Annotated in this window: 3 protein-coding genes, 1 pseudogene and 1 riboswitch; all 4 genes and pseudogenes read right to left on the bottom strand. The window is 43.3% G+C overall.

Annotation, left to right across the window (positions count from 1 at the left end; all coding sequences use genetic code 11):
• On the bottom strand, positions 1 to 1,274 hold a 1,274-nt coding region (locus tag ACEQ1T_RS00430; RefSeq protein ID WP_370221408.1), incomplete at its 3' end, for an NAD-dependent malic enzyme.
• Positions 1,275 to 1,439: 165 nt separating this feature from the next.
• Positions 1,440 to 1,596: pseudogene (locus ACEQ1T_RS00435) on the bottom strand (2-hydroxycarboxylate transporter family protein); the annotation flags it as partial.
• Positions 1,597 to 1,781: 185 nt separating this feature from the next.
• Positions 1,782 to 2,738: a RimK family alpha-L-glutamate ligase gene (locus ACEQ1T_RS00440; protein ID WP_370221405.1), complete on the bottom strand. Its 957-nt coding sequence runs from the start codon at positions 2,736 to 2,738 to the stop codon at positions 1,782 to 1,784.
• 15 nt (positions 2,739 to 2,753) lie between these two features.
• Positions 2,754 to 3,803 (bottom strand): LLM class flavin-dependent oxidoreductase, encoded by a 1,050-nt coding sequence (locus ACEQ1T_RS00445; protein WP_370221407.1) that lies wholly within the window; start codon positions 3,801 to 3,803, stop codon positions 2,754 to 2,756.
• A gap of 110 nt (positions 3,804 to 3,913) precedes the next feature.
• Positions 3,914 to 4,017, bottom strand: a riboswitch (SAM riboswitch).
• Positions 4,018 to 4,137: the final 120 nt, after the last annotated feature.

Genomic DNA, 4,137 nt, shown 5'->3' on the forward strand with positions numbered 1-4,137 from the left:
GCTTCAGCCAGGGCAGTTGGGTTGGACATCGGCATGATGATTGGCCGCTCCACATGCCTGGCCATTTCCTTGATAATTTCCTCAGAAAAGGCACCTGCCTGGCCGGATGTACCGATCAGGATTGTTGGCTTCACCCTCTGCACAACTTCCATTAATGAAATGATTCCGTCCTCATTCCTGTCCCAGCTCTTCACTTCATCCGATTTCCTTACATAAGGCTTTTGAAACTTCAGGACATCCGGTGTGTCATCTGTCAATAAACCCCGGTAATCAATAGCCCAGAAGCGGTCATAGGCTTCTTCTCTCGTCAGCCCTTCAAGAGCCATGGCATCTGCGATTTGGTCAGCATTGCCGATTTCGGCAGCCCCTGGCCCGAAGACAACGATTCGCTGGTCCTTCATGGAAGTTCCAGTTACCTTTAAAGCAGACATAACAGCAGCAAGGGTCACCGCTCCTGTTCCCTGAATGTCATCGTTGAAGGTCAGGATTTTGTCACCGTACTTGTCAATAATATTTCGAGCATTCACATTGCCAAGATCCTCCCAGTGAAGAAGAACCTCCGGGAAAAACTTCCTTGCTGTCTGTATGAACTGATCTATGAATTCATCATAACGATCACCGCGAACACGGGAGAATTTGTTGCCAATATAAATAGGATCGGCAATCAGCTCCTGATTATTTGTACCAACATCCAGCACAACCGGCAGGACCCGGCTTGGATCAATACCGGCAGCGGCTGTGTATACAGCAAGTTTGCCAATCGCAATATTGATGCCGCCTACCCCCTGGTCCCCAATGCCTAAAATGCTTTCAGAGTCCGTAACAACAATTAAATCAATGCCATTTTTAGGCTGGCCCAGGTTTTGAAACGCCTTTTCAATCCCAGCTGGATCATCAATCGAAAGATATAATCCGCCAGGGCGACGGTAGCTGTGAGAGTAGGTCTGGATCGCTTCGCCGACAGTCGGTGTATAGATGATTGGGAGCATTTCTGCCAGGTGGTCTTTCAAAAGCCGGTAAAACAGAACAACATTGCGGTTATATAAGTCATATAGAACCCCGTTTTTGAAAAGATCCGTGGTGCGCATAGAGTATTGCTCATACACCCTTTCTGCCTGTTCATCAAGCGTCAGAACATGAGGCGGCAGCAGGCCGTCAAGTCCAAGCTCTTCCCTTTCCTCTTTGGTAAAAGCAGTTCCTTTATTTAAAAAAGGATTTGAGAGAATGTCTTTTCCTTTTAATGTGGTAATAATGACATTATCAGGAATATTCATGGAAATTCCTTCTTTCTTTCTTAGATTTGTGCTATGCAAATTTCCCCCTGTTTATGTTAATGACCCTGACTATTTCCCACTAGGTTTTTTAACTAAAGTACCCTATTTTGTAACTAAAAAAACAGGCAATTAAAGCCGCTGCCTGTTTTTTCTTTTCTTTACAAATCAGTTAAAAAGCTTTAGCAGCATGATGGCAAGGATGACTGTAGATGCTCCTCCAAGTCGTGTGGATACCTGTGCGAAAGGCATGAGAGACATTCGGTTGGAAGCAGAAAGGATTGCAACGTCTCCTGTTCCTCCTAGTCCGCTTATGGCAGCCTGCCCCCAAATACACTTTCATATCATTCGACAAACTTAGTCCAACTATTATTATAGTATAGGAAACATGCAGGAGAGTTTTTGTAATTAAAAAAGTGTTCATTTAGAGGCTTTTAGTATATAAGAATGTTTACGAAACTAGCAGCCTCCCAAATTTTAAATGGACCTGCAGATGCAGGTCCACTCAAATTAAACGGCAGCTGATGCTGCGTATTTTTCTTCCAAGGTCTTCTTTAATAATGAAGCTAATTCGAGCATGCCATATTTTCCGGCTTTTGCTTCTGCATCCGAATTATAGTTTGTGTTTGTATTAATATCATAAGTGTAAATGTCACCTTCAGCATTTCTAATAAATTCAATTCCAGCAACTTGAATATCATTCCTGGCCAGAACGTCTTTATATTTTTCTAAAATTTCGTCCTCAAAACCTTCAATAATCTGGAACTTAGGCTTTTCTTCAACCTCTTCTCCGACCGGGCAGAATAAGTCGCCAATCTGGCATGCGTCCGCCGGGCAAAGTTCAAATCCTTCAGAAGTATCAACCCTTACAGCATAAACAAAGCTGCCTCCTACAAATTCACAGCGGGTGATATAGCTTTCAGGAGATTGAATGTATTCCTGAATAAGGGTAATGCCATCAACAGGCTCTTCGAAGGAAGGTCCCTCCACATAAGCTTTTAGAGCATCAATACTATGGAATAATTGAACACCCAGGCCTTTTCCGGCTCGGTTATGCTTCGTGATAAACGGCTGTCCCGCAAACGTCTCGGCTGCCTTAATAATGTGTTTTTTTCCAACCGCTGCAATCGTTTTTGGAGTCCTGACACCAGACTTGTTTAACTCCAAGTACTGCAGGACCTTGCTAACTTCCAGCTTTAAAGCGCTCGTTCCATTTAGAACAGTACGGCCATGTGCTTCAAGCCACGCCAATACTTGTCCGGAAAATTCAGCTGCAAAGCGATGATCACGGGTATGAGATGAAGCACTCATCCGGCTATAGAAAATTCCTTCCGGCGGTTCTGCCGATAAATCCAGCGTTCCTTCGTCTAAATGCCATTCTTCATAAGGAACACCCAGTTCCTCCAGCCTTTTTGTCAAATGGACTGTCCACTCACTATTTTCATGTATTACATATACCTTGCTCATTATTCAGGCCCCTTTCTAGCTCTTTATTAAACTGCGTCTTTGTTCCACTAATGGCATTACTGTCTTTGCAAAGCGTTCCATTTCCTCCAGCTGAGGTGAGAATTGCAATAATAGCAAGTCCAGGCCAGCTTCTTCAAATTGCAGGATTCGATCAGCAATTTGCTCTGGTGTTCCTATTAAGTTTGGCCGCAGACCTCTATTGGAGACAGAGTAATCCTGCAGCTGAATCTGCTGCTCTAATTGTGACTTTGTCGTGAAGTCCTTAAAGCCAGCGTATCCGCTGGAATCCTTCACAGTCGTGATTTTTTCAAGCTCAGCAAGAGCCTCTTCTTCTGTTTCACGGCAAATAACATACGCAGCCATTCCGAAAGAACTGAATGGCGCATTCCCCGTTTGTTCACGCCGTCCCTTCATTTCTCCTATTTTCCGGTCAATCTCTTCAACCGTTCCGCCGTGCATGACATAAGCATCACATTTTTCTGCAATGGTCTGCTTGCCTTTTTCGCTTTCACCGCCTGCATAAAGAATGGGGTTAGGTCGTTGAACAGGCTTCGGTGCAAGCTTCGTTTCTTTTAAGTCGTAAAATTGGCCAGAAAAGCTGAAGGTATCTTCTGTCCATAAGCCTTTCAGAACATCAATGAACTCCTCGGTGCGGGCATAACGCTCATCATGTTCTGTAAAAATACCACCATATTGACGGGCTTCTTCAGCCCACCAGGCAGAAACAACATTAAGAGTAAAGCGGCCGCTGCTGATTTGATCAATATTGGCTGCCATTTTTGCTGCTACAGCAGGATTATGAAAACCAGGACGGATCGCCGTCATAATTTCAATTTTTTCCGTCACGGCTGCAAGTGCGGCTGCCGTGGACCAGGCTTCAAGAGAATCATGGTCCGGTCCTTTAATATCATTTAAATATAATTCAGCTATTAATGTAGTCGAGTACCCCCATTTTTCAGCCGACTGAATGACGTTTTTAGCGTATTCAAAGGTTGGCGGCATCTTTTCGTCATCTACATTTCGCAGCCAGCCTCCAAAAATCGGCAACCAGAAACCATATTTCATTTTTCTTCTCTCCTCTTGCATTTTTAAATATCTACTTTTCGCATAACTTAAGTTGGATTTATAAACAATTAAAAAACTCTCCTCCTAAGAAGAGAGTTTTTTAAACCCTCTTCTCATCTTTCAAGCGATGCGCTTGCTGGAATTGGCACAGTATTCATCAGAACCTGCTGCCGAGGCTTCAAAGGGCCAGTCCCTCCACCTCTCTGGATAAGAAGAAAAATATTCAATTTTTTAATTATTTAAAGCGATAATAATTTAAATTCATCCAATTGTCAATCAATTATTTCTGAACTCTAAATATTTATGGGAATCTATCTTCACATTTGAGTCAAAT

Source organism: Cytobacillus sp. (genome assembly GCF_964223445.1).
GTDB lineage: Bacteria > Bacillota > Bacilli > Bacillales > Cytobacillaceae > Cytobacillus.